Below are 21,643 nucleotides of genomic sequence, written 5' to 3'. Positions count from 1 at the left end.
ACGCTCTCCGCCGCTGCATGGGTTGCCGTTAGTTCTTGAGCGCGAAGGTTTCGAGCTTGTCGGCATTGCCGGTGTTGATGAGAATGCAATCCATCAATTGCTTCTCCTCCTTCGGCACGGTTTTGTTCTTGATGTACGCATCGGCCTGCTGCACGGCCATCTGTGCCTGGGCATAGGCTGGCTGGAGCACGGTTGCCTTGATGCCACCGGCCTTGATGGAATCGCGTACGTCGTTCGACCCATCGAAGCCAACAACGATCACATCCTTGCGGCCGGCTGCCTGAAGTGCGGCAATCGCACCCATCGCCATCGTGTCGTTGCCCGAGATCACTCCCTTGATATCCGGATTTGCCTGGAGAATGGTTTCCATCTTGGCGTATGCCTCGGTCTGGCTCCAGTTTGCCGACTGTTTGGCGACGAGTTTCAGGTCCGGAAAATCATTGATGACATCGTGATAGCCCTGAGAACGGATGCCGGCATTGGTGTCGGATTCCTTGCCAACAAGCTCGACGTAATTGCCCTTCTCGCCCATCAGCTTGACGAATTCCTGAGCACCGAGCTGGGCGCCCTGATAGTTGTTGGAAACGATCTGGGCTGCCGCAACGCCAGTGGCGTTGATTTCACGGTCGATAAGGAAGGAGGGGATGCCTGCATCCTTGGCCTTCTTGACGGCGGCGACGGTCGCATCTGCGCCGGCATTGTCGAGAATGATGGCCTTGGCACCGCGCCCGATTGCCGTGTCGATGACTTGCGACTGCTTGTTGGCATCGTCGTCATGGGTCATCACGAGCGCTTCATAGCCCAGCTCTTTCGCCTTCGCTTCGGCGCCGACCGCCTCGGCCTTGAAGAACGGATTATCGTGGGCCGGCGTGATGATTGCGATCAGATGGGCCGAAAAAGCCGGCATTGCCGTTCCCAGAGCAAGCACACCGGCAAAAGCTGCAAGTGTCAGTTTACGCGTCAGTTTCATGGTCTCCTCCCAGTTATGAAACAGGCCCTGTTCCCGGCAGGGCGGCAAAGGGAGGGCGGTACCCTCCCCGGGGACGTCGATCAGGTGATGCGACGGATGCTCTCGGCGATTTCCTGCGGTTCGAAGACCTTTTTCCAGTCGTCGCGCATCAGGGCAGGAATGCCGAATTCGATGGCCTTATTGCATGCGTCGGAAAACACGCCGTCGACTTCCTTGAAGATGACGGCACCGAGCACGTTCATATGGCCGAGCAGGAAGTCACGGGCAGCTTCTGCTGGAACGCCGCGGGTGATGCACTCGTCCATGGCCTGACGCATAATGACCAGCAGCGAGGCGCAAACGGTTTCGGAAAGGCCCGGCTCGAGCATTGCCATCTGCTCGACGGTGACGCGGTGCGACCGCATGACGGGTGCCCAGATGACCTTGGCGATTTCCTCGCCGAGGCCATAGGCGCTCTCCGGTCCCTGCATCAGTGCCGAAACGATATGCTGCTTGGCAAACAGACCGCCGAAATGGTCCTTCTTTGCCTGCATTTCGGTCTCGTCGTTGAAGATCGGCGGATGGCATGGATGGGTGACGAAATAGGTCAGATCTTGGCGCTGCGGCAAATGGCCGGCAAAGGGCGCGGCAGCGTCGAGCGCGACGACCATGGTGCCCGGCTTGAGCTTGTCGACGATGCCGGCGGCAACCTTGCCGATCGCGGTATCCGGCACTGCGAGGATCACGACCTCGGCACCGTCGAGTGCCGCGTCGGCCGGTACGCAATCGACGGAAAGATCATGTTTCAAACGAGCCTTGCCGGCATCGCTGACCTCGACATGGCGCACGTCAAAGCGCGAGCCTTTCAGGTTCTTGGCGAGCCGGTAGCCCATTTTGCCGCCGGCGCCGAAAAGAGCAATTGCAGTCATATTGGTACCTCGTTCACTTTCAGATTGTGGTAGCGCAAGTGGTATGATGAGTCAATGAGTATGCCATTGGATTGATGCGGCGAGGCTAAGATGCCCTGCCGGCCCGGATTTGCGCGAAATAGTCGTCGGTCCCGACCTGCCCGCCCTTCAATGCGATCTGCAGGCCGTTGGTGGGCGCGTAGCCGCCATGGGCAGAGCACAGCGGCGATCCAGGCGTTTGCGGCAATGGAAGAAGCGTCGTCAGCGCCTCGACACGGAGTTCTTTCAGGGCGTGGCTCGATGTATCTCCGCCGGCAATAACGGCGCGACAGAGGTTTTCCTGCTCGATCAATCGTCGGAGGATGGTTCCCAGCGCCTGACCGAGGAGGTGGCGAGCGCCGGGTATGCGGTCGATGTCGCCGCCGCGGTCGGCCGAAGGGCCGAGTGCCGTGTGAAGAATGACGCTGCGGCCAGCTTTCAGACTGGCCATGCCTGTCGCGACGGCTGCGTCCAGCGTCTGTCCGGCATTCTCGCCGACAAGCGCCAACGGGTCGAGATCCACACAGTCGAAGCCTTCAACCTTGGCGTGACTGATTTGCCGCTCCGTCGTCGGCGACACGCTGCCGGAGACGACCGCCAGGCGATCGACCTTGCCCGGGGTTGCGAAATCCGGCTTTTCGCCGATCAGGCTTGCGCTGCGCCAGACATTGAAAAGGGCATATTCAATGCCGGAGGAGCCGGCGACGAAGGCGTTGCCTTTGCTCGCAAGGCGCCAGAGCTGGTGACCGGCGGCGGCCTGCGTTTCCGGACCGTCGACGTCAAGCAGCAGGATGGTTTCGCCGGCTGCGGCCAGTTGATCGATCCGCTCGTCGGCATCGGCTGCGCGGATCGTGACGAGGTCGGCCAGACCAACGTGAAGAGATGTTTGCTTGCTCAGATGCGCGGCCAGATCGGCCTCATCCATCGGTGTGACCGGATGGCGGCTCATGACCGGATGCCGGTCGATCCGGAACACTCGGCCCTGATAGGCCGCAAAGAGATGGCCGAAGGCGGTGTAGCGCTTCAGCTGGGGCGCCCCGACGATGACGGGCACGACGGATTGCTCGAAAAGCGCCTTGCCGATCTCGATCGCTCTGCCGATGCTCCCGACCCTCGGGCTGGAATCGAAGGTCGAGCAGACCTTGTAGTGGCAGATGGGGGCATCAAGGCTCCGAAGCCATTTGAATTGAGGCGTCAGATGCTCGTCCATCCATTGCGGTGTTTCGCTGCGGCTGGTGCCGGCAATGCCGATGGCGCGGCAGTCCTTGAACCGCTCCAGCATGGCCTCGTCTGGAATGCCAAGGAAGAGGGCAGTCGGCACGCCATTGGAGGCAAGGGCCTCCATGACGTCAGTCGAGCCGGTGAAATCGTCGCCGTAATAGCTGAGGAGAAGTTTGGACATTGCTGTCAAGCGTCCTTGCCGTCACTGAATTTCGCAATCGAGGCGGCGAGTTCCGGATGGTCCCTGGCATAGTCGGAGAGCGGAATGTCGGATACCGCTGCCTGCCAGGCCTGCTGAATGGCGCGAACGCCGGCAGCAGGCCCGAAAGGATGGCTGACGATGCCGCCGCCGCAGAGATAGAGAAGATCCGTGGTTCTGCCTGTGCGCTGATAGGTCTCAGGCGCCTGACCGCCCCATTGGCCGGAGCCTGCAACGGGAAGCGGGCAGTCGGATGGATCAAAGAGCGGCGTGCTGATGGCCTTGAAGGACTCGACGAAACTGTCGTCCGGCTCCCAGTATTTGACCCTGATGCCGTTGATCTGAAACTGATCGACGCCGAGAAGGCGCCAGAACTGCTGGTAGACCTTGAAGTCCATGCCGGCGCCGGGATGGCGGGTCAGCACATCCCAGCCATTGCGATGCGCATGCAGAACCAGCCCTGACCGCTTGCGCAGGAAACTCATGCCACCGAAGCCGATCGAATTGATATTGACGACGGCGCAATTGCCGCCCGCCTTCAGCACCAGATCGTGATTGCGCATCATCTCGTCGGGATCGGCATGCGAAATGCCGAAGGCATACATCACCTTCTTGCCCGTCTTTTGTTCATGATCGAGGATCAGCGGCATGATGGCCTCGACGCGCTCCTTGAGCGGCGAGTAGGCGGGGCTCATCAGCTTTTCGTCGTCCTTGATGAAATCGACGCCGGAGCCGATCAATTCGCCAACAAGCGCGGCCGTTTCCGCCGGCCGCAAGCCGAGCGCCGGCTTGACGATGGTGCCGATAATCGGACGCCCGTTGACGCCGGTCAGGCGCAGACTACCGGCAACGCCAAACTGTGGGCCAGGATGCGCGTCACGGAAGGCCTCGGGCAGCTTCATGTCGACAATGCGGATGCCGGTCATGCCCTTGATCGAGAAGACGCCGCCGATCGCAATCGTCATGAGCGCGGAAAGGTCGGTCCCGATCGCATCCAACGGAAAGCCGATGTCGACATCGGCCCTGTGGATCGGGCCTTCTCCATCGCGAAGTTCTGGCCAGGTTGGGTGCTCTCTATCGGGCAGGGGACGGATCGCCGTAACGCGCGCCGCCACGCGCGCCTTGAGCTCTTCCGTTTCGCCGGGAACGGCGACGAAGGTACCGGTCGACTGATCGCTGGCGATCTTGCGGGCCATTGCCTCGATGTTGCCCGGCGTTTCGATACGATAGGTGATGATGATGCTCATAAGAGACCGAATACTCCTTTCGCCGATGATTTTTCACATGGCGCCAACTGGTAATCTGGTATAATGAGTATTCCAATTTCCGCAATGGTTTTTTTGCCGGCATTTAGGAACAGCTTTCGAATGGGCTTCCGTCGCGGCATCAAAAATGCATAAGGGAGAGGAAGCTTTGAGAAAGCGGGGGGCCATGGGCGAGCCAGTCGAGCAAATCGTACGTCGAAAGCTATCGGATGAGGTATTTGACCGGCTTGAGCGGCTGATCACATCGGGAGAACTGAAGCCCGGCGACGAAATGCCGTCCGAGCGCGTTCTGATGGAACGCTTCGGCGTCGGACGCCCCGCCATTCGTGAGGCCATGCAGGCCCTTGCGAAGATGGGTCTCGTCAATATTTCGCATGGCGAGCGCGCGAAAGTCCTTCAGCTCACGGCAAAATCGATTTTCCGACAGGTCGATCTGACAGCGAAGATCATGCTGTCGCAGTCGTCGGATTCACTCGAGCAGCTAAAGAGCGCACGCATTTTCTTCGAGCGCGGGATGGCGCGCGAGGCGGCGCTGCGGGCGACGCGCAAAGATGTCGATGAACTCCACGAGATTGTCGAGCGGCAGCGTGCATCGCTTGGCGATGCCGACGGCTTCATTTCCGCCGACATGCAGTTTCACACGCGCATTGCCCAGATTTCCGGGAATCCGATCTTCACTGCCGTCAGCGAAGCCATGTTGGCGTGGCTGAAGACATATCATACGGACATGCTGATCTGGACTGGTAAGGAGAAGCTCACGCTGGTCGAACATGAGGAAATCCTCGCGTGTCTGGCGGAAAACGATGCCGATGAGGCCGAACAGGCGATGCTGAAACATCTGGAGCGCTCGCGCTCGCTCTACTCAAAGTGACATCGGGCCCAGCCTGCTCTCGGGCAAGAATGCGCACTCACGGATTCGCTCTTAAATAGGCGATGACGTCCTCAATTTCAGACGCGGTCCACAACCCACCGAAGCGCATGCTGGTGCCCGGGACCTTCGATTTCGGACTATACAAATATTCGGCTAAGGTCTTCTCGTCCCAGGAAAGGCCATCGGCAGCCGCCTTCACCATCGCCTCCGAATACCGGTAGTTCGGAACTGCCGCCGCGCGGCGGCCGACGACACCCTTCAAAAACGGCCCAAAGCGATTGGTCTCGGAATCGACGGAATGGCATGACGCACAGAGCCGAAACACACGCGCTCCGTGGGCGATGTCTTCAGCCATTGCTGAAGACACAAACGCCAAGAAGGCCAGCCCGGGCAACATGCACCAGCCGCATCTCAACCAGTCTCGCCTTTGCTTGTGGGGTTTCAACAGCATCCGGATATTGCACGAGCGATTTGAACCGATGTGGCAGTAAGCCTATCACTACACTTTGTTTGATCAACCAGCCTTCGCAGCCTCGACAAATGCGGCGATCTTGTCGATGTCCTTGCGGAAGCCGCCCTCGGGCAAGGGCTTGTTGGTATGTGTGAGCGAGTCCACGGCCCATGGCTGCACGGCGGCGATCGCTGCTTTGACATTGTCGGGTCCAAGGCCGCCGGCGAGGATGACGGGCAGCTTGCTTCGCTTGACGATTTCCCGGCTCAGAGACCAGTCATGGGTGACGCCGGCGGCGCCGATGCCGTCGATATGAGCCGCAACGGAATCAAGAATGAAGGAATCGGAATAGGGTTCGAAGGCTGCAGCATGATCAAGCGCCTCCGGCCCCGTCATGGGAATAGCCTGCAGGATCTTCAGGCGAGGATATAGGGCGAGCAGCCTTTCGCGCAATTGCTGCACATGCCGCGGCGTTACCAGTTTGATGTCGCCGCAAAGGTGCAGGACGTCAGGACGCACGGCCGCCACCATATCGGCGATCAGATCGAGATCGCTTTCGACAGACAATGCAACACGCTCCGCCTTGCCTTTCAATGCATCGACGATCTCACGGGCTGTGTCGAAATTGATTTCGCCCGGCAGACCGCGATTGGACGGCGTCACACCAAGATAGTCGACGCCCGCCGCGGCCGCGGCCAGTGCTTCGGAAACGGTCTGCATCGTATAGATTTGAACTTTCACGGAACTACCTGCTTTAATGACTAGATTGATTTTGGAAGTATGGCGTTGACCATGCGCTCTTCGGTGAGTTGGGCGCGCTCGGTATTGCGGGCGACAAGAGCGGAATAGAGGGCATCGATGAGTGTCATCTGGGCAATCTGCGCCGCCATTGGCTCGCTGCCCTGCTCATGAGAGACGCTGACAAGAACCACATCCGCCAATCTTGCAAGCGGCGAGGCGCTGTTGCCGGTGATGCAAAGGGTCGCAGCGCCTCTGGCCTTGGCTTCCTGAAGGATAAGCACGGGGTCGCTGGTAATGCCGGAATAGGAGATGACCACGACCAGGTCTTCCGGCCCCACAAGCGCCGAATGCATGATCTGCAATTGTGAATCGACCGGCGCATCGCATCGCAATCCAAGCCGGATGCAGCGCTGATAGAATGCCTGTGCGACGATACCGGAACCACCAACGCCGCCGACGAGGATATGTCGTGCGCCGGCGATCAGATCGAGCGCCTTCGTAAACGTCGCCTCGTTCAACACGCCCTGCGTGTCGCTGATGGCCTGTGCGACGGCACGAAACAGGCGAGCGGCGGCCTGGAGATCACTGGCCTCGGGCTCGTTGCCGGCCCCATCCCGCGTATCGCGAGGTTCCTGCGCCAGCGCCAGTTTAAGATCCGTAAATCCCTCGAAGCCGGCGGTGCGGCACATGCGCAGCACAGTCGTATCGCTAACATCGGTTGCCTGGGCGATCGCCGACATCGAATGGCGAATGGTGGCATCGACATTTTCCAGGACCCACAGCGCCACACGCCGTTCCGATTCCGATAATTTCGGCAGAACGCTTCGCAGCCGGCTGCTGGCTGAGTTCACTGGACCACGCAGGTCAACGGTCATGACGGTTCTTTCGCTGGCGGACGCTGTCGATACAAAAGCTAGCATGCTGATGTTGTGGTGTCACTATAGACAACATGATTTTGTTGTGGCATCACTGCATAGACGTAGCGGAGGGGCTGCGCGGATTTTTTGAGGAGGGTGAGGAGGATATGATGAAGCTGAAAAGTCTTCTCATGGGAGCGGCTCTAGTGCTCGGCGCAGTTCCGGCAATGGCCGGCCAGCTGACGTTCTGGCATGCTTATGCAGGCCAGCAGGACAAGGTCGATTTCATCAATTTCGCGCTCGGCGAATTCGCCAAGAAGCATCCGGACATCAAGCTGGATGTCGTTGCCGCCGAACAATCCGCCTACAAGACCAAGCTGAACACGGCGATGGCATCGGGCAATCCCCCGGACGTGTTTTACACCTTGCCTGGCGGCTTTTTGAACGCCTTCGTCAAGGGCGGGCAGATGTATGCGTTGGACCAGGATCTCGCCAAGGATGCCTGGCGCCAGAGTTTCCTCGAAAGTGCCATCGCTCAAACGAGCAAGGACGGCCATACCTACGCAGTGCCTGTCGACGTCGATTCCGTCGTCTTCTGGTATAACAAGGCGCTGTTTGCCCAAAAGGGCTGGGCGGTTCCCAAGACCTATGACGAGCTGATGGCCTTGGCCGAAAAGATCAAGGCCGACGGCGAAGTGCCCTTTGCTCTCGGCAACAAGGATTCCTGGCCGGCCACTTTCTGGTTTCAGTATCTGGAAATGCGCCTGAAGGGCTCGGGCGTGGTCGCATCCTTCGTCAACGGCGATGCCAAGGCAACCTTCGGTCCCGAAGGTGGCAAGGCGTTCGAGAAGGTCGCGGAGATCGCCAAGAAGCAGTATTTCCCGACCGGCTTCAACGGCATGAGCGACCAGGAGGCCAACATGCTGTTCCTGAACGGCCAGGCCGCGATGATGCTGAATGGCACATGGCAGATCGGTGCGTCCGCCGATGCGCCCGAGGGCTTTGAACTTGCGTCCTTCGCCTTTCCTTCCGTTCAGGGCGGTGCGGGCGACCAATCCGATGTCCTTGCCGGCGTTGCAGCTTCCTTCGGAATCTCACAGAAGGCCGAAGACAAGGCAGGTGCCGTGACTCTCTTGAAATTCCTCACCTCGAAAGAGGTGATGACCAAGTATGTCGAGCTGCGCAAGACGATGGTGACCGTCAAGGGCGCGACCACGGAAGCTGCGGCCGGTCCGGTGCTCTACGCCATCAGCAACGGCCTGGTCAGCGCGGCCGGCCATCTCGACTCCTTCTACGATACGGCCATGCCTCCGGCTGCGACCAACACCTATTACACGTCCCTGCAGGGTGTTCTCGATGGCTCCGTTGCGCCCGCAGATGCTGCAAAGCGTCTCGAGGACGCGCTGAAGACCAGCAAATAACGCTCGGTCTCGTCAAATCAAAGGGCCGCCGCATAAGCGGCGGCCTTAAGGCAAGTCCCAAAACCGGCAAGATTATGAGCACTGACGGCCTAGCAAAAACACACAATCGGGCGGCACTTCTGTTCCTTTCGCCAGCCCTGTTGCTCATTTGCGTTTTCGTCGCCTATCCGGTCGCCTATGCCGGCTGGCTCTCGTTGTTCCAGTGGGACGGCGCCTCGGCTCCGATTTTCGTCGGTGCCGGAAATATCCTGCGCCTTGCAGCGGACTCTGTCTTCTGGTCGTCGCTTGGGCGCAATCTTCTCGTTGCCCTTTCCGCCATTGTCTTTCAGGTGTTCCTGGCGCTGGCGATCGCCTATTGCCTCGTGCGCATTGTTCCCGCTTTTGGCCGCATCTTTCTGTTCTTCTATCTCGTGCCCGTCATGGTGAGCGAGATCTGCATCGGCCTTCTTTGGCGCTTCATGTACAATCCCTATTTTGGGCTGGTGAATGCCGCCTTGAAGCTCGCCGGTCTCGATAGCCTGAAGCGCGGATGGCTTGGCGAATCCGACACGGCTTTCACCGCTGTCGTCGTCGTTATGAGCTTTACCTATCTCGGCCTCTACGTACTGTTGTTCACCTCCGCGGTGCGCAGCGTGCCTGAAAGCGTCTACGAGGCGGCCGAGATCGACGGCGCCGGCGATTTCCGCAAGTTTTTCTCCATCACCATTCCCATGGTATGGGATGCCGTCCGCGCCAATTCATTGCTTGCGATTATCGGCTCGCTCAAGACGTTTTCCCTGGTATTCGTATTGACCAATGGCGGTCCGAGTCACGCCAGCGAAGTGGTCTCCACCTACCTCTACAAGATGGGCTTCAGCAGCTTCCAGATGGGTTATGCGGCCACGATCGGCTTTGCGCAGATGGTGCTGACTGCGCTTGCAGCCTGGATCGTTTTCCGGTTCCTCAAGCGCAAGGGGGACGCATGAGCACCGCCGTCCGCCGCTGGAGCCTCACGCACAGTGTCGTGCTTGTCGTCCTGACGCTGCATGTGTTGCTGGTCATCTTTCCTTTCATCTGGATGATCTACAGCACCTTTAAGACCAACAAGGAATTCATGCGCTCAGTCTGGTCGCTGCCGACAAGCTTGAATTTCGATGCCTATATCGGTGCCTGGAGTGGCGGCGCGCTTGGTGGCTATGCAGTCAATTCGTTGATCATCATGGTCGGTGCGACATTGATTACGGTATTTGCCTCGACGCTTGCTGGTTATGCGCTGGCGATCTACCGACCGCGCTGGATGCCGGTGCTGGAGCTGTCGCTGACCGCTGCTATGGCGATCCCAGCCTATGTGGCGCTGGTCCCGCTCGTTGTCATGCTGCGTGGTGTCGGCCTGCTGGACACACATCTGGGTGTTATTCTCCCGACTGCCGCTTTCAACATACCCGTTTCAATCTTCATCATGCAGGCGTTCTTCAATACGCTGCCGCGTGAGCTCTTCGACGCAAGTCGCGTCGACGGCGCGTCCGAATGGCGCATCTTCTACAAGATCGCGTTTCCGATTGCCCGACCAGCCATGTTCACGGCCGGCATCGTCAACATGATCTGGGTCTGGAACGATTTCCTGTTCCCGATGGTCTTCATCAACAACCCCTCTCGCAAGACGTTGCCCGTCGGCCTTACCGATTTCGTCGGAGAGCACATCACCAACTACCCGGTCATGCTTGCAGCGATCCTGATCGCCGCGGTGGCACCGCTCGTTCTCTTCATTTTCTTTGAACGCCAGATCACGGCCGCCCTCGTCGGAGGCGCCGTGAAAGAATGACCCACAGGTCCGATTTTTCCAGGAGAAATGCCATGTCTTCCAAAAATCTCGATTTCGCCAGCCAAGCCGTCTTCTACGAGCCGGAAGAACATTCGCAATCGATCAGCTATCCGATCTATATGTCGGCGAATTTTCAGTATGGCGGCGACATTTACGACCAGATCGTGGCCGGCGCGCGCAAGGAAGTGAACATCTATTCCCGCTGCGGCAATCCGACCGAATACAAGCTTGAGGAGCATATAGCGAAGTTGACCGGCGGCACTGCCTGCCTTGCGACGGCCTCCGGCATGGCGGCGATCTCGCACGCGCTGTTCGGCATCCTGAAGGCCGGCGATCACATCGTCGCGGATCTGACGACCTATTCGAGCACGCATGAGTTTTTCGATCACCGCGCTCAGGACTTTGGCCTTAAGGTTACGCTTGTCGATTGCACGGACGTGCGTGCCGTCGAGAACGCGCTGACGGAGGAAACGAAAGTTCTCTATGTCGAGGCGATCGCCAACCCAACGATGAAGGTGCCGCCGCTGCGCAAGCTGGTGGAACTCGCCCATAGCCGCGGCATCGTCGTTATCTGCGACAACACCTTCGCGTCGCCGGCTGTTTGCCGCCCACATGAATTCGGCGTCGATGTCGTGGTCGAAAGCGCAACCAAATTCATCGGTGGCCACAATGATGCGGTTGGTGGCGTCATTACCCTGAAATCCGAAATCCTGCCGGCTGACTGGCTGGAGGATGTACGCTGGAACACGCTGAACAAGCTCGGCGCGCCACTTTCGCCTTTCAATGCATGGCTCCTTTTGCGCGGTGCACAGACGCTGGCGCTGCGCCTTGAGAAGCAGTGCGCCAATGCGCTGGCACTTGCCAAGCATCTGGAAGCACATCCGCGCGTCAAGCGCGTCTTCTATCCAGGCCTGCCGTCGCATCCGAACTATGCATCGGCAAGCGAGCAGCTTCGCGGCGGCGGCGCGATGCTGTCCTTCCAGGTGGATAACGAAGAAGCCGGCGTTCGCCTGCTCAAGCGACTGAAGCTCTGCTCCTTTGCAGCCAGCCTCGGTGGACTGCGCACCACCACGCAGGTTCCCGCCACCATGGCCTTCCTCGACATTCCAAGCCAGGAGCGCGAAGCTATGGGCGTGGTCGACGGTCTGGTGCGGTTCTCTGTTGGTATCGAGCATATCGACGACATCATCGCAGATGTCGATCAGGCCATCGAGCAAATGCTCGTCGATCTTTGAGGCGAATGGAATGGCAGTGGTTGCCCTTTTGGGCGATATCAATATCGATCTCGTCCTCGACATTCCCGCCTATCCGGGCGAGGGTGGCGAGGCGATCGCGACAGGTCAGACGGTGGCGATCGGCGGCTCGGCGACGAACACGGCGATCGCGCTTGCGCGCGCCGGGCACGAATGCCGCTTAATTGGGCGTGTCGGTCAGGATGCGTGGGGAAGGCAGGCGCTTTCCGAATTGCAGAAAGCCGGGGTCTCGACCCGTTGGATCGGCCAAGACCCGGCCGAGCCCACACAACTGAACATGGTTGCTGTTAGCGCGACGGGCGAGCGTACCATGTTCGCCTATCGCGGCGCCAATGCGCAATTGTCGGCCGATATGATCGATGAGGCAGCACTTACCGGTGCGGCGCTGCTGCATTTGTCCGGCTACGCATTCCTGCAGCCACGGCAGGCGGGAGCGGCGTTGCGCGCGATCGACATTGCCGAGCAGCGAGGGATACCGATCACGCTTGATGTTCCAGGCGGCGTTGTTGCCGCTTTGGCAGAAGCGCTCCGGCCGCTATTGTCGAAACTGGACACAATCCTGCTCGCCGATGGTGATCTGCCGCAGCTTCTGGGGCGGCCGAGAGATGAAACTCTGGAGAGCCTGGTTGCCGATTTGTTGGAGCAGGGGGTCAAGCGGGTGGCGATCAAGGGGCACGGGACGGATTCCCTGCTGCGCCAGGCGAATACCGGCGATAGCGCCCCTTGGTTTCCCGTCGAGGTGGTCGACACGGTTGGCGCTGGCGATGCCTTTGCCGCCGGACATATTCATGGGCGCATAACTGGGCTCCGCGGCGTCTATTGTTGCCGCCTTGCCAACGCCTTCGGTGCCGTTGCTGTGACCCGCAAGGGCGCAGGGCAGGCGATGCCCAGTCTGGATGAAGTCCTCAATCTGATGACCGGCGCTCGATAGTCCCTGGAAATTGGGACCACAGGACGACAAAGCCGAAATGCTCTCGATCATACGGCATCCAACCCCGCACCAATGGCTTGTTGCTTGCGGTGGTATCACGAACCGCTAGTCAAGTATTCGCCTGGCCGGCAGCCGCAATTCGACACCGAAATGCTGCGAGAACAGCTATCGCTTGACATGGGTGCATGCGAAAGCGATGTTGCCAAAATGAGCAAAAACGTACTCGACGTGCTATATCGTATGTGTCCCCTGGCAGGACATTAGCCCGTTCCCGGTCGCGGTCGCGCCCCGGGAGGCGGGAGCGACAGCGTTTTGTTCTTTTGCGCGACTCAACAACCAATAGATTTCATCCGCCAAGAATTGAAACACTTGGCTACAGGAGAGTTCGCGTGAACGACACTGCAAATGCGGTCGGCAAGCCGCCCATCATTGTGAGAAGCGCCGACTATGCAAGATTAATCGCTTTGGCGCAGGCTTCGATGGATAGAGAGACTGTAGTCGGAGATGAGTTGATGGCTGAGCTGGAACGCGCGTCAGTCATGGTCGACGAGTCCGCGGTGCGTCAGACCGTCCAAATGGGGTCGACCGCAACTTACACGACCGCAAACGGCGAAGCCCGAACCGTCACCCTAGTTTATCCCGGCGAAGCAGACATCGAAGAGAACAAGGTCTCGATCCTCACCCCCATCGGGGTGGCGTTGCTGGGCTTATCGAAGGGCCAGACGATCAACTGGATCGCGCGCGACGGGCATGTCCGCGTCCTGTCGATCATTGACGTTGGGCGCTGATTGCGCTCGATGGAGTTGTGAACGTCGAGTGCCGCGCGAAATGTCGACGCCCCGCGCTGCACTCTCCCAAAGCCACGTTATGCTTTACGTCGTTATGAGATGGTCTCTCGACTGCACCGCTATCCTGCTGCGGCCCCCATTTGCTTTACCGGCCGTGTTCCGGCACTGTACGCCAGTGCGTTCACGAACCCTACGGTCATTCCAGCCAAGCCAAGTTCTTGGCTCGGAATCTGTCGCTGCGGGAATTTGCAATATCGGTTCCATCGGTTCTGATCCATTCAAGAGCAATCGATTGCAGCTTCCGTAGGTAGTCTCAGGTCAACGATAGCGATCTCTATGCGCAAGTGAGATCTATCGACGAGCGTTCGACGCCGCTGATCTACAGAGTTCCATCAGCGCCATCGACAATCCTATATCTTCGTCGTGGGGGACGATGATCTTGCGCAAGCGGTTTGACGGGATGACCGCTTCGGCTCCCATACTGGTGATCGTTTCCTGCAAGACATTGCCGTCATAGGCTTTATCTGCCAGCACGGCATCGCCGCTCTGTCCCTCCAGAAGAGCCGGCGTTTGTGTGATGTCGCCCAGCTGACCGGCGGTTACGATGAAGCGCGGCGGTCGGCCAAGGGCATCGACCAGCATGTGGATCTTGGTGGTCAGTCCGCCTCAGGAACGCCTTAGCGCCTGATCTTTGGCCCCCCTTTTTCGGAGGGTGCTTGCTGATGGGCACGAACGATTGTGCTGTCGATCATCAGATACTGGTTGTTGCGGTCTGTATTCAGCGCCTCGAACACCCGTTCCCATATACCGGCATGACACCAACGCTGAAGCGTTTACGCACCGTCTTCCATTTGCCATAGCGTTCCGGCAGGTCGCACTAATGTGCGCCCGAGCGTAAAATCCACATACCATGTCTCGGTGTTCGAAGTCAGTTTGTTCACCTTCACACTTTGCAAGGCGCAAAATCCTATGTCTGTTTTTAAAATATCCGTCGCGGAACGCCTAATTCTGCGGCGGGGTGGAAGCCAGGCTATAAAGCCGAACAAAACTCGGAATTTTTGCGACAAGGCCATACCTATCACGGGATCGCACATTTGAAGGTCACGCACTTACGTCGTGACTCCAGGTACATCGTTCAGCTGCATGATCGGCGGCGAAGAGCATCGGCGTTCCAACTGCGAGACCGAAGCTGAGGCAAATTGGCGATCTGTAGGGTGCAGTCCTTGTCATCGCAGTTACTTCTGCCGTGCTGAATATAGGGAACCGGCAGATAAACCGGCAAAATAGGTTCACAAATAATCCCATACCATATTGATTTTGATCGCTTTACAAGCGGCAGAGAAACCGGCATAAAAACGGTATGGATATTGCATTTATGGAACCGTTGGTGCCCTCGGACGAAAAGGGCGCCCTTGGAGATAAAGTTTTGACGCTAGTTGGCGAGGCCAATCAGCTGGCCGGTCGAGTTCACCCGATTTTGGCTGGTTCGATCGGTGACCTCGTACGTTCCATGAATTGTTATTACTCCAATCTTATTGAGGGGCACGACACGCACCCACGCGACATTGATCGGGCGCTGGCGAACGACTTCTCTGAGGAGCCTGAGCGGCGGGAGCTTCAACAGGAAGCTATCGCCCATATTCATGTTCAGAAATTGATCGATATAGATGACGATCCAGATGTCTGGCCGGCTTCAGCCGCCTATGCATCTTGGCTCCATGAGGAGTTCTGCTCTCGCCTTCCCCCAGAGATGCTCTGGGTGTCTAATCGCACGACTGGCGACCGTGTGCCAATCATTCCAGGAGAGTGGCGAAACCGGGACGTCCAAGTAGGCCGCCATCTGCCGCCCGAACCAATCGATTTGCCGCGTTTTATGGTCCGGTTCGATAAGGCCTATCAGAGTCCACCATTAACCCGATCGCAGCAACTCCAATCTGTAGGTGCCGTCCATCATCGTTTTCTTTGGATCCATCCTTTCCTTGATGGCAACGGCCGTGTGGCGCGTCTGATGTCGCATGCGCTCTTGAAGCGCCTTGGCGTCGGGACGAGCCTCTGGTCGGTCGCCCGGGGTCTCGCGCGAGAAGAAAAGAAATATAAGGCGCTTCTCATGGCTGCCGACGGTCCGCGTGCTGGCGATCGCGACGGGAGGGGTAATCTCACCCATCGGGGGCTGGTCGCTTTCTGCGACTTCTTCCTCGACCAGGCGATCGACCAAATCCGTTTAATGAGCGGCCTAATCGAGACCGATAAGCTTCTTATGCGCATCGAAATCCACATCGAGGAAGAAATCCGCGCCAAGAAACTCCCCAAGGGCAGTTTCCGGGTCCTTCGCGAGGCTGTCCTGGCTGGTGAGGTGGAGCGTTCGAAAATTCAAATGATAACCGGTTACGAGGAGAGGGCGGCGCGTAACGTTACCTCGGCGCTCGTCGAGCGCGGGATGCTTTCCGCGACTTCGCATAGGGCGCCGCTTCGCCTCGCCTTCTCGGCGGACACGGCCGAGCGGTGGTTTCCAAACCTCTACCCAGCCAATGCGGGATCAGGCAAATGAAGGAACAGACAGTCATCCTCGTCAGGCGGTTTTATCCGGCAGCGCCACAGCGCGGGGATTGGGAGTTTCTCAACCCGGTCGCCGGCGGCACTGCCCAGCATTGGCGCGCTCTGGAGAACCTCTATCGCGTTCTCATTCTGGCAGAGCCTGGCGCCGGAAAGACCTTCGAAGCCCGCAATCAGGCGCGCAAGCTTGCTGAAAAGGGTAAAAGGCTTTCTTCATCCGGATCGAGAAGCTCAATAGCACCTTCGATACCGCCTTTGAAATCGGCACCACAGAGGCGTTTGAAAGCTGGCTTGCATCAACCGAGGAGGCCTGGTTCTTTCTGGATTCTGTTGACGAGGCGCAGCTTGAGACGCCGCGGGCGTTCGAAGATGCGATCCAATTTTTCGGTTCGCGCAGGGCATCGATATTCCCGCGGAGCTGCTCTCCCAGGTCGCAGCACAGCTTCACCGGCCGCGTATCGCACTCACCGGCGACTATCTCTGGAACGAAATTGACCGACCCCTCGAACGCTTCCGGCCGATCCGTGCTAACCGCTTCAATCCAAACAACTTCGATCTCCCTTAGATGGTATTATTGTAGAAATGCCCATGGAGCCCCAATCTTAGCTTCCGGGAAGAACGCAACTCGCTACACTCGCCCGCAAAAGGCTCAGGTTTTCTTCGTCGCTTAGCCCGTGGACGCCACCCGCGGGGGCTTGTTGAAGCGATGCCTTCAGATTTTCGACAAGATTTCGATAATCTGGCAATGTCCGATTGAGCCTTTTGCGAAGATTTAAGCGAACTGTGAGTATGCCGCCCTTCAAAATTTCACCCGCTTGCGGGTCGTTCCCGAACTTTGCCAAATACGGTTCTCCCGCCTTACGGAGGCAAATCATTTGTTCTGCAGCATCCAGCAGGGCCGAGCTTGTTTCGCCCGGTTTGAAATAAGTTGAACTCGCCGTCAACGTGCCTGCAGCGAGCCCGGCGCCCTTGATCAAATTCAAATTAGCGTCGTAAAGCATACCCCCGGCCGCCACGCCAGCAGATGCGATGATACCGAGCGCGGCAATATCCTGCGCGCTGGAAGCTTGGTCGGACAACGTGATATACTGGTCCGCTAGCGCGCCCGCCAACTTAGTATTATCGGCCAGAGTTTTCGTTCCCACATCTTTATTTTCGATATATTTAATTTCAGCTCTATGCACTACATTCGCACTCACGCATCCTCCCAAAAGGCTAGATACGCACAATAACATAATTGCTTTTTGACGCGGTTCTAGCAGCACTTTATTGACCTCCTCGCCAATATTTACTGAAACTAAGCTTGATCTCCCAATCCGCGAATCTCGCAGTACCCCACAGAAATGAGATTATGGTCGCGCGTGATTATTACTTGAACTCGCACTGCTTCAACGGAGAGGTGGATTGATTTGTAGACTTATGCACAACATTAAGATGCAGACGCCATAGAGCTCTCGGAACTGCGCCAGCTCTCGCCATGCGGGGCCGCGTTTGAGACGCGTGCTGCTCGCGAACCGTACGCGAAGCGGCACTACCTCCTTTCAGCCGGGTTGACGCGTGTCCAAAACCGCCTGTGGGCAAGCGCGTCGTTCTGCGAATGTCAAACTGCTGGGGTTAGCTAGTGAGGTATCAATTGGCGCTTCAGGTTTAAATCCGGGTGCTTGTTGCTCATCCAAAAGCCCTGCGCTGGAGGCCCAAACGGTTCCTCGTGCTTTCCACGCGCTAATTTCCTCCGCATTCAAGAGCCGCTCCCCCAGATCAATGTAAAAAGCAACATCTCGTCCAAGCCTATCCATCCTCTGATTGTTTGGGCGAACGTTACGAGCGATTGCCTGACGGACTTGCCACGGTTTTGAATCGGGTGCACGGCGCAACTGGTCACCGATGGCCTTTTTTATCTCATCATAATCAACACTGGTGTGAGCGGCGCGATCTTTGAAGAAACCGTAGTCCGCTTCCGTAGGGACGAGGTGATTAGCGGCATACGCATAGTAAAATGAGGCGACTTTTCCCCCGTCGAGGCTAGTGCTTTTATAAAGGCGATCGAACGTTTCCCTGGCGGCCGGAATTGCCCCCAGAGTCCTGAAACCTGATTTCCACGCCGCTCGCCTTCCGGGAGATGCCCAAACCGAACACAAGTAGGTCTCTAGGCTCCGATCCTGATCCCGATCTCTCATTTCGAACATACGGCGGATTGCCGAAGCTTCCCCACCAAAGGAACTGTCGATATACCCCGGATCCGCTTTGTCCAATGCTTGGAGAATAAGCTGCACCTCGTGGCCGCCGCCCGCAGTGGCGCCGTTTGGTCCCCAGGTCAGATAGGATCTGGGGTCATTTGAATAGCAGAGTTTGTTCCCGCGGTTCGGATCATAGAGCGGATTGGACTGGCAAAAATTCCATTCCATCTCCGTGTAGTCGGTGGCCTCGTAGGTCAACATGATGGTTTGCGCTCGCTGGTCGAGCGAAGGAGGCGACATCTCCGGCAGCAATGCCATCCAAAATGCTGTCGTCAACGATCCTGCAGCTGCTTCGGCATCCCCCGCTAGTTTCGGCGCTATTTCGGGGCACTTGCTAAGGAGACCAAGCCCGTATCGCGTTGCGGGACCAAACCGTCCATCGACGTTGGAGGCAACATTTTTGCCACATGCTTTCAGCCCGGCTATCATTGCCCGCTGGAGGTTCGCTACAGGTCCAAATTTACCGTCGAAAAGCGGCGCGCCGTGGAACTTGTAAAGTGCATCAGCGTAGCAGTTTACTGACGAAAGCACGATTAGAATCCCTGCGAGCACGGATAACTTGAGCCTTGCCATACTGTTCTCCGATAGGGTCGAATGCGTTACTATTTATCGCGGCTACGGCCTGGGATGTTTGTCAGATCGAAATTGAAATACGAAATACGGTGGGATGCATACCCCTCGCCTATCGTTTCGCATCATCCATTTGCCGTCGGGCCGGGTCTGCCCGTAATATTGGGCCTTGTCATAATCGCGATTGACGACTTCGCGAAAGAACGCGCTGTGATCGAGTAGCCGCGCTCTCTCATTGAACTTTAAGAGAGCGTCTCTTCCGGTATCTGCCATCGGTTTCACGCAGATGTAGTCGTCTCTACAGGGTGAGGCCGCGTCGCACGCTCGAAGACCAGCAAGGGATGTAAAGGTTGAAAAACACTGAGCGAGCGTTGTGTTGTCTGAAGAGGCGTTTCCAATTCGTTCCACGCAATCGTTGAAGCCCGTGGACGCCACCAATCCGCAACTCGCTTCGTCTGGCAGGCCGATGCATTCCGACAAGCGCAGCATACCAGCGGGAAATCCGCCTGTTTGCTGGTCCCTGATCTCATCCCGCGTTGTTGGGTGCTTAAGGCCTTCATAATACTCTTGATGAGCACCGTAATAAGAGTTCCCATCCGGTGCGTCTTTTGGGAGAACGTTCGCAGGAATTAGCGTTGTCGGACCCGAAGGTGCCGTCCTCTGATAGCTGTCGATGCCAAAGGCTTTCGTGGCTACAATTCCGACCTGGAGCGGATCGCCAACCTGTTTTCGTTCGCCCTCTGGCACGCATGTTCCGACAATCGGCTCATTCGGTGTCTTGAAGAGTTGCTTGCACTCCAGGTGGGGCTGACAAAGCCATTGTCTCTGCGTCGAAGAGAGAGCATTTGGCACAACACAGGCGCCTCCCCAGCCACCAAGTAGCTGCGTCCCTTCGAGTTCGGCAACAAAGCTATTCAAGGGACGAGAGGAATAGCTTGCGGCGAGCTCGTACTCATTCAGCTTGGCATTTGGCCGCGCGGCCATGAGTGTTACGATCTTCCTTCTTCTCGGCTGATCGCCGTAAAAGAGGGGAGAACCAGCAAGTGCCACCGCGTTTTCACGAGGAGTATCATCACGATCTTGCCCAGGGAAATGAAACCCTGCAATTGCGCGCGTCTGATGACATCCTGTACAAGCACTTTCGTTTAGGCGGGCCCGAAAGTCGTCGGGTGACTTGATAAAGCTGGTTTGCTGTCCAGTGGCCGCAAATCCGTCCAAAGCAATCTTGATTTCATCGTCGCTAATGATCTGTTGCGACGGCGACGTCGCATTCCAAAACAACTGGTTCTCCGAGCGGACGTCCCCCCCCGGAGAGATTGATGTGGCCGAGTAGGACAGAAATTCGCTCGGGATGTTTAGCGTTCCCCTGTCAATTGAAGCAACTACAGCAGGACGCTGCAGGTAGGCGACGAGCTTATCGCGCAGACGGCTTTTTTCAACACAAGCCGCCGATCCATCAGTTTGAGAACATAGGAGGTGAGAGCGATCGATTTCGTTTGTGAGTAGCAGTGGTTCAAACACTTGATGCTTTGGGACCCACTGGAACACTCGCATCAAGTACTTCGCCTGCGATCCGAAGCCGTGTGCGTGCTCTGTATCCCCCGCGGCAAACCGGTAGGCTTGTATGTTCAGTTCAAGTCTCAGTAGATCACTACCATTGATCAACGCTAGAGGGCCAGTTGCCGGATCGAGCAGCATATCCGCTGTCCACTTCCGACCCGCACTTTCGTCTGCCATGTAGGCAACCCACCGCCTTGCGATCTCCCGGCAGCTGACTTTGCTTCCCTTTGGCAAAGCCGGGAAGACCAGATTCATTGTTATCGGCAATCGGGATTTCTGAGCGCCATCCCTCAAATTGTATCCAAATCGGTATATGATGGCGATCTCACCGCAAGATTGCTGCTCGTCGGTGAGACCACTACCTGCGTCCTTAATGAACTGTCGATCCATTCGGTTAATGACGCCGACGAGCTCAGCCTTGGAGTCCGGATGACTTAGAAACCGTAAATCCATCTGCATTCCACTATCAGCGCCGCCGTCCTTACGAACCGTATCGATCTGCTGAGTGACGGTTTGAAGCACAAGTCGAGCGATCCGTAGGTTGAAGGGGTTACTATTTCTTTCCGCTCCCCTTGTGGCTGCCTTAGCGTTCATGAAAGAGACAAAATTTAGCGGTCCGTTGCACAAAATGAGAGACTTGCCGCAATCCAATTCCTGCACAATGTCCGCTCGATAAACCGACGGCCCGACGATGCCCGGAGGAATTGATCCGGAGAAGTCGTTCCCAAACGCCAAATTTTGGGTCACACAGAGACAGATATAGAAAATACAATGCCCCAATCCTGCGAGCCTTTTGGATGAGACCATCCCACCAGCCGACCGGCATCGCAAGAAACCACAGGAATTTCGCCAGTGGGCCAGGCTCCATTCTTTAGATAGTACATTGATCATCCAATGATGAGCGAGCGTTGCCCGCCGGCGAGTGCCCCCAAAGGTAGGGATAGCGCCGCCGACCTCGGCGTTCCGCCGCAACAGGCCACGATCGGTTTCGTTTGGAATGACCTCATCTGTTTTGAAAGACACAGTCC

General features: G+C 57.5%; 19 protein-coding genes. 8 read left to right on the top strand and 11 right to left on the bottom strand.

All coding sequences use genetic code 11. From position 1 onward, the window contains the following. Positions 1-28: 28 nt before the first annotated feature. From GGD46_RS20335 to oiaX, 4 genes are all read right to left on the bottom strand, one after another. Positions 29-970, bottom strand: coding sequence for a D-ribose ABC transporter substrate-binding protein (locus GGD46_RS20335; RefSeq protein WP_184707222.1), 942 nt, complete (start codon positions 968-970; stop codon positions 29-31). Positions 971-1,050: 80 nt separating this feature from the next. Next, positions 1,051-1,878, bottom strand: coding sequence for a phosphogluconate dehydrogenase C-terminal domain-containing protein (locus GGD46_RS20330; protein WP_184707220.1), 828 nt, complete (start codon positions 1,876-1,878; stop codon positions 1,051-1,053). Positions 1,879-1,963: 85 nt separating this feature from the next. Beyond that, entirely contained in the window at positions 1,964-3,298 is a 1,335-nt protein-coding gene (locus tag GGD46_RS20325) for a four-carbon acid sugar kinase family protein (protein WP_184707218.1), read from the bottom strand. A 5-nt stretch (positions 3,299-3,303) separates the two neighbouring features. Next, positions 3,304-4,563 (bottom strand): 3-oxo-isoapionate-4-phosphate decarboxylase OiaX, encoded by a 1,260-nt coding sequence (gene oiaX / locus GGD46_RS20320; RefSeq protein WP_184707216.1) that lies wholly within the window; start codon positions 4,561-4,563, stop codon positions 3,304-3,306. A gap of 184 nt (positions 4,564-4,747) precedes the next feature. Between oiaX and GGD46_RS20315 the strand changes: the two genes are divergently transcribed. Further along, positions 4,748-5,452 carry a transcriptional regulator NanR gene (locus GGD46_RS20315; RefSeq protein ID WP_184707387.1) on the top strand — a complete coding sequence of 235 codons (705 nt, stop codon included), beginning with the start codon at positions 4,748-4,750 and terminating at the stop codon, positions 5,450-5,452. Positions 5,453-5,489: 37 nt separating this feature from the next. Here GGD46_RS20315 and GGD46_RS20310 read toward each other — a convergent pair whose 3' ends face one another. From GGD46_RS20310 to GGD46_RS20300, 3 genes are all read right to left on the bottom strand, one after another. Then, the gene (locus GGD46_RS20310) at positions 5,490-5,807 is read right to left on the bottom strand and encodes a c-type cytochrome (RefSeq protein ID WP_246806402.1); all 318 of its coding nucleotides are present in this window, start codon (positions 5,805-5,807) and stop codon (positions 5,490-5,492) included. A 159-nt stretch (positions 5,808-5,966) separates the two neighbouring features. Then, positions 5,967-6,644, bottom strand: a complete 678-nt coding sequence (locus tag GGD46_RS20305; RefSeq protein WP_184707211.1) for a phosphoribosylanthranilate isomerase — start codon at positions 6,642-6,644, stop codon at positions 5,967-5,969. A 20-nt stretch (positions 6,645-6,664) separates the two neighbouring features. Then, entirely contained in the window at positions 6,665-7,519 is an 855-nt protein-coding gene (locus GGD46_RS20300; RefSeq protein ID WP_184707209.1) for a MurR/RpiR family transcriptional regulator, read from the bottom strand. Positions 7,520-7,671: 152 nt separating this feature from the next. Between GGD46_RS20300 and GGD46_RS20295 the strand changes: the two genes are divergently transcribed. From GGD46_RS20295 to rnk, 6 genes are all read left to right on the top strand, one after another. Next, positions 7,672-8,922, top strand: a complete 1,251-nt coding sequence (locus GGD46_RS20295; protein WP_246806401.1) for an ABC transporter substrate-binding protein — start codon at positions 7,672-7,674, stop codon at positions 8,920-8,922. 74 nt (positions 8,923-8,996) lie between these two features. Beyond that, a complete protein-coding gene (locus GGD46_RS20290) occupies positions 8,997-9,887 on the top strand; it encodes a carbohydrate ABC transporter permease (RefSeq protein WP_184707205.1) in 891 nt (296 codons plus the stop codon). Continuing rightward, complete coding sequence (locus tag GGD46_RS20285) at positions 9,884-10,723, top strand: carbohydrate ABC transporter permease (protein ID WP_184707203.1); 840 nt, start codon at positions 9,884-9,886, stop codon at positions 10,721-10,723. The genes GGD46_RS20290 and GGD46_RS20285 overlap by 4 nt, the downstream gene beginning before the upstream one ends. 32 nt (positions 10,724-10,755) lie before the next feature. Next, positions 10,756-11,958, top strand: coding sequence for a PLP-dependent aspartate aminotransferase family protein (locus tag GGD46_RS20280; RefSeq protein ID WP_184707201.1), 1,203 nt, complete (start codon positions 10,756-10,758; stop codon positions 11,956-11,958). Positions 11,959-11,968: 10 nt separating this feature from the next. After that, on the top strand, positions 11,969-12,907 hold the full coding sequence (locus GGD46_RS20275; RefSeq protein WP_184707199.1) for a carbohydrate kinase family protein: 939 nt from the start codon (positions 11,969-11,971) through the stop codon (positions 12,905-12,907). A 389-nt stretch (positions 12,908-13,296) separates the two neighbouring features. Continuing rightward, a complete protein-coding gene (rnk, locus tag GGD46_RS33835) occupies positions 13,297-13,695 on the top strand; it encodes a nucleoside diphosphate kinase regulator (RefSeq protein WP_313206319.1) in 399 nt (132 codons plus the stop codon). Between the two features lie 351 nt (positions 13,696-14,046). Here the strand turns inward: rnk and GGD46_RS34495 are convergent, their stop codons facing one another. Beyond that, positions 14,047-14,337, bottom strand: coding sequence for a transposase (locus GGD46_RS34495; RefSeq protein WP_184707195.1), 291 nt, complete (start codon positions 14,335-14,337; stop codon positions 14,047-14,049). A gap of 718 nt (positions 14,338-15,055) precedes the next feature. Here GGD46_RS34495 and GGD46_RS20260 point away from each other — a divergent pair. Further along, entirely contained in the window at positions 15,056-16,243 is a 1,188-nt protein-coding gene (locus GGD46_RS20260; protein ID WP_210325655.1) for a Fic family protein, read from the top strand. 607 nt (positions 16,244-16,850) lie between these two features. On the opposite strand, the gene GGD46_RS20255 is transcribed toward GGD46_RS20260, so the two are convergent. From GGD46_RS20255 to GGD46_RS20245, 3 genes are all read right to left on the bottom strand, one after another. Continuing rightward, on the bottom strand, positions 16,851-17,447 hold the full coding sequence (locus tag GGD46_RS20255) for a hypothetical protein (protein ID WP_184707193.1): 597 nt from the start codon (positions 17,445-17,447) through the stop codon (positions 16,851-16,853). 342 nt (positions 17,448-17,789) lie between these two features. After that, a complete protein-coding gene (locus GGD46_RS20250) occupies positions 17,790-19,058 on the bottom strand; it encodes a hypothetical protein (RefSeq protein ID WP_184707191.1) in 1,269 nt (422 codons plus the stop codon). A gap of 42 nt (positions 19,059-19,100) precedes the next feature. Beyond that, entirely contained in the window at positions 19,101-21,638 is a 2,538-nt protein-coding gene (locus tag GGD46_RS20245; protein ID WP_184707189.1) for a hypothetical protein, read from the bottom strand. Positions 21,639-21,643: the final 5 nt, after the last annotated feature.

Origin of the sequence: Martinezella lusitana, assembly GCF_014207095.1 — a bacterium.
GTDB classification, from domain to species: Bacteria; Pseudomonadota; Alphaproteobacteria; order Rhizobiales; family Rhizobiaceae; genus Rhizobium; species Rhizobium lusitanum_B.
Note: the sequence above shows the minus strand (reverse complement) of the source record. Positions and strands in the feature narration are given on the sequence as shown.

Excerpts from the sequence above, each read along its gene's own strand:
- GGD46_RS20310 (WP_246806402.1), bottom strand. The coding sequence starts at position 5,807 with ATGGCTGAAGACATCGCCCACGGAGCGCGTGTGTTTCGGCTCTGTGCG.
- oiaX (WP_184707216.1), bottom strand. The coding sequence starts at position 4,563 with ATGAGCATCATCATCACCTATCGTATCGAAACGCCGGGCAACATCGAG.
- GGD46_RS20290 (WP_184707205.1), top strand. The coding sequence starts at position 8,997 with ATGAGCACTGACGGCCTAGCAAAAACACACAATCGGGCGGCACTTCTG.
- GGD46_RS20250 (WP_184707191.1), bottom strand. The coding sequence starts at position 19,058 with ATGGCAAGGCTCAAGTTATCCGTGCTCGCAGGGATTCTAATCGTGCTT.
- GGD46_RS20285 (WP_184707203.1), top strand. The coding sequence starts at position 9,884 with ATGAGCACCGCCGTCCGCCGCTGGAGCCTCACGCACAGTGTCGTGCTT.
- GGD46_RS20315 (WP_184707387.1), top strand. The coding sequence starts at position 4,748 with ATGGGCGAGCCAGTCGAGCAAATCGTACGTCGAAAGCTATCGGATGAG.
- GGD46_RS20325 (WP_184707218.1), bottom strand. The coding sequence starts at position 3,298 with ATGTCCAAACTTCTCCTCAGCTATTACGGCGACGATTTCACCGGCTCG.
- GGD46_RS20335 (WP_184707222.1), bottom strand. The coding sequence starts at position 970 with ATGAAACTGACGCGTAAACTGACACTTGCAGCTTTTGCCGGTGTGCTT.
- GGD46_RS34495 (WP_184707195.1), bottom strand. The coding sequence starts at position 14,337 with ATGCTGGTCGATGCCCTTGGCCGACCGCCGCGCTTCATCGTAACCGCC.
- GGD46_RS20330 (WP_184707220.1), bottom strand. The coding sequence starts at position 1,878 with ATGACTGCAATTGCTCTTTTCGGCGCCGGCGGCAAAATGGGCTACCGG.
- GGD46_RS20295 (WP_246806401.1), top strand. The coding sequence starts at position 7,672 with ATGAAGCTGAAAAGTCTTCTCATGGGAGCGGCTCTAGTGCTCGGCGCA.
- GGD46_RS20260 (WP_210325655.1), top strand. The coding sequence starts at position 15,056 with ATGGATATTGCATTTATGGAACCGTTGGTGCCCTCGGACGAAAAGGGC.
- GGD46_RS20280 (WP_184707201.1), top strand. The coding sequence starts at position 10,756 with ATGTCTTCCAAAAATCTCGATTTCGCCAGCCAAGCCGTCTTCTACGAG.
- GGD46_RS20300 (WP_184707209.1), bottom strand. The coding sequence starts at position 7,519 with ATGACCGTTGACCTGCGTGGTCCAGTGAACTCAGCCAGCAGCCGGCTG.
- GGD46_RS20275 (WP_184707199.1), top strand. The coding sequence starts at position 11,969 with ATGGCAGTGGTTGCCCTTTTGGGCGATATCAATATCGATCTCGTCCTC.